The organism is Nostocoides sp. (assembly GCF_035343835.1).
In the GTDB taxonomy this organism is placed as follows: domain Bacteria; phylum Actinomycetota; class Actinomycetes; order Actinomycetales; family Dermatophilaceae; genus Nostocoides_A; species Nostocoides_A vanveenii.
The window spans coordinates 1-2,884 of record NZ_DAOQZV010000323.1 but is presented as its reverse complement, the minus strand read 5'-3'; the positions used below and the strand labels follow the sequence as shown (position 1 = coordinate 2,884).

The 2,884-nt window shown below is 67.8% G+C and carries 3 protein-coding genes and 1 pseudogene; 1 reads left to right on the top strand and 3 read right to left on the bottom strand.

Features of this window, described 5'->3' with window-relative positions:
- Window positions 1–190: 190 nt before the first annotated feature.
- Window positions 191–555, top strand: a pseudogene (locus PKH97_RS15570) (VOC family protein).
- Between the two features lie 104 nt (window positions 556–659).
- Here PKH97_RS15570 and PKH97_RS15565 read toward each other — a convergent pair.
- The 3 genes from PKH97_RS15565 to PKH97_RS15555 form a co-directional block, all read right to left on the bottom strand.
- Window positions 660–1,124: a polyketide cyclase gene (locus PKH97_RS15565; RefSeq protein WP_324388516.1), complete on the bottom strand. Its 465-nt coding sequence runs from the start codon at window positions 1,122–1,124 to the stop codon at window positions 660–662.
- Between the two features lie 80 nt (window positions 1,125–1,204).
- On the bottom strand, window positions 1,205–1,597 hold the full coding sequence (locus tag PKH97_RS15560; RefSeq protein ID WP_324388514.1) for a hypothetical protein: 393 nt from the start codon (window positions 1,595–1,597) through the stop codon (window positions 1,205–1,207).
- A 2-nt stretch (window positions 1,598–1,599) separates the two neighbouring features.
- On the bottom strand, window positions 1,600–2,730 hold the full coding sequence (locus tag PKH97_RS15555; protein ID WP_324388512.1) for an ATP-dependent DNA ligase: 1,131 nt from the start codon (window positions 2,728–2,730) through the stop codon (window positions 1,600–1,602).
- Window positions 2,731–2,884: the final 154 nt, after the last annotated feature.

Below are 2,884 nucleotides of genomic sequence, written 5' to 3'. Positions count from 1 at the left end.
CTGCCGCCCTCGCGCAGGGGCGTCACGAAACGCGTGGCGCGGACCGGTTCGAGCATGGCAGAAGGGTATGCGGACTGCCCTACAGTGTGCGGACGCCCTGCCGACGCGCGGCCGCGGCGATCAGATCATCAGGAGTCATCGTGTCACGCTCAACCCCTACCTGACCTTCGACAGCAACGCACGCGAGGCGATGGAGTTCTACGCCGCCGTCCTCGGCGGTGACCTGCGAGTCAGCACCTTCGCCGGGTTCGGTGACCCGGGCAACGAGGGTGTCATGCACGCCCAACTGCAGACGCCGGCCGGCTTCACGTTGATGGCGCCCGACATGCCGCCCAGGATGGGTGGCGGGTATGTCGCGGGCACCAATATCTCGATCAGCCTCAGCGGGGACGAGAGCGATGAACTGCGCGGCTACTGGGCCGGGCTGGCCGAGGCGGCACCGTCACGATGCCGTTGGAGAAGCAGATGCGGGGCGACGAGTTCGGGATGCTCGACGGCCGCTTCGGGATCACGTGGATGGTCCACATTGCCGGGGCAGCGCCCGCACAGGACTGAGGTCTGTGTTCACGGGCAAAGGGTACTGAACGGACGGAACCCGGGGCTCGTGGCGAATGCCGCGGCCTCGGGTTCCGCCCTTTGCGGGCCTGAAGGAGGGGAGATCAGGACCCGCTGGCGGCCTCGTCGAGCTTGACCAAGGTTGCCTCCATTTGGTCTTCGCTCACCAGAGGGAATTTCACCTTCTGTAGCAAAGCAGGGTCGGTGACCTTCGACCAGTCATAGGAATGACGGACAAGGGTGTGGTCCGGGCCCTCGGGGGACAGTTCCCAGACCCATTCCCAGCCGGGCGGTTCGGTGCCAGCGGGGGCCGTCTGCCAGGCGAGCAAGGCATTGTCGGCGTAGCCGGTGACGTGGTTGTCGGTCTGGTACTCACCGCCCATGTGGTCACCCTCCATGTTCATGGTGAAGACGTCCCCGACAGCCTTGATCCGCTGGGCGCCGGCCGTCGAGCGGATGAAGCCGGAACCGTCGAGAGCGATGTGCCGTTCCGGGTTGGAGAGGATATCGAAGACGGTGTCTGTCGAGGCGGGAATGAGACGCTCGACGGTGATTTTGGTGTCGGTCATCTCTGCACCATAAGTCAGTCGCATCGAGCACAGGGGCTAAGCGCCCAGGCGTCGTTGCGGTAGGCCACGTCGCTATGGCGCTACCAGCCTCGCACGGCCTTCACGGTGTCTATGGTGTCGGCCTGCTCGGCGCTCTTGTCGTCGCGATAACGCAACACGCGGGCGAAGCGCAGAGCCATGCCGCCGGGGTAACGCGAGCTGCGTTGGATACCGTCGAAGGCGATCTCGACAACCTGCTCGGGGCGCACATACACGGTGTAGCTGTCCCGACTGGTCGAAAGTTCCTGGAAGCGTTCGGTCTGCCAGTCGAGCATCGCGTCGGTCATGCCTTTGAAGGTCTTGCCGAGCATGACGAAGTGGCCGGTGCGTGGATCGCGCGCTCCCAGGTGGATATTCGACAGTTTGCCCCGTCGGCGACCGCTGCCCCACTCGACGGCCAGCACGACAAGATCGAGGGTATGCCGTGGCTTCACTTTCACCCAGCCTGCGCCGCGGCGGCCCGCGGCATACGCACACTGGTGGGGTCCTTGACGATGACGCCCTCGTGGCCCGCGCTGACCTGGGCGGCGAAGAACTCGATGGCTGTGGTGGGGGAGCCGGTATGGATGCGCTCGATGCGGGCGGTGGGGGGCACGAGAGCGTCGAGCCTCTCGATTCGCTGGATCAGGGGTTGGTCGAGCAGGTCTTCGCCGTCGATGTGGAGCAGGTCGAAGAAGCTCGTGGCAAGCGGGGTGGACGCGCGCAGCGTGGCCGGGTCCGCGCTGGAGGCGGTGCGCGAGCCGGTGACCTGGAAGGGCTCGGGACGGCCGTCGGGGCGCACGGCGACGGTTTCGCCGTCAAGGACGAGGCGCTCGGCGGGTAGGGCCCGGACGAGCTCGACGACCTCGGGCAGACGCTCGGTGATCTCGTCAAGGCTCCGGGTGAAGAGCCGAACCTCGTCACCGTCTTTGTGGGCTTGGAGCCGGATGCCGTCGATCTTGCGCTCCAGCAGCATCGGCGTGCCGGCGGTCATCGCCGCGGCGACGTCCGGGGCGCTGCCGGCGAGCATCGGCCGGAGCGGTCGTCCGACCTCCAGGGTGAGTGCCTCGAGGGCGCTCTGTCCGCCGGACAGAGCCGCCTCGGCGACCGGTCCAGCGAAGCCCGCGAGCATGACGGCGCGCTGCACCACGGCCAGCGGGACCTCGGCGGCCTTGGCGATCGCGGCGAGCATGACGCCGTCCTGGGCGCCCTGGCGGACGCCACCGAGCATCAGGCCGCGCAGGTACTCCTGCTCGGAAGACGTTACGCGGCTGAGCAATTCGGTGAGGATGGCCCGACGCGTGGCGACGGATCCCTCGCCGCCGGTGGTAGCCAGCTGCGCAAACGCCGCGTCGACCTCGGCCACGGTGAGGGTGGCCTCCTGTGCTGAGTCCGGCAGGGTGGAGAGTGAGCGCCAGCCGACGCCGAGCCGGCGCTGCGGCAGGACGTTCGACAGGTAGGACGCGACGACGCCGACCTCGCCCGGCTCCGCCGCGCTCAGCGTCTCGGCCACAAGCGCGACCTTCGCATTGCGCGCGGACGTGGCGACGAGATCCGCGGAGGTCTGGACGAGGCGAGCGAGCAGCATACGGTCGATTGTGTCGCGGGGCACCGACAACGGGCAGAGGAGCCAAGAAGGATCCGCCGGCTGATCCTGCACACCGGTGCCGGCGAGCGGCCAGGCGAGTGCGTGCTTAGCCCCCGCGGCAGGGGGAGGCGAACTAGAGCGTGTTACGAAACCA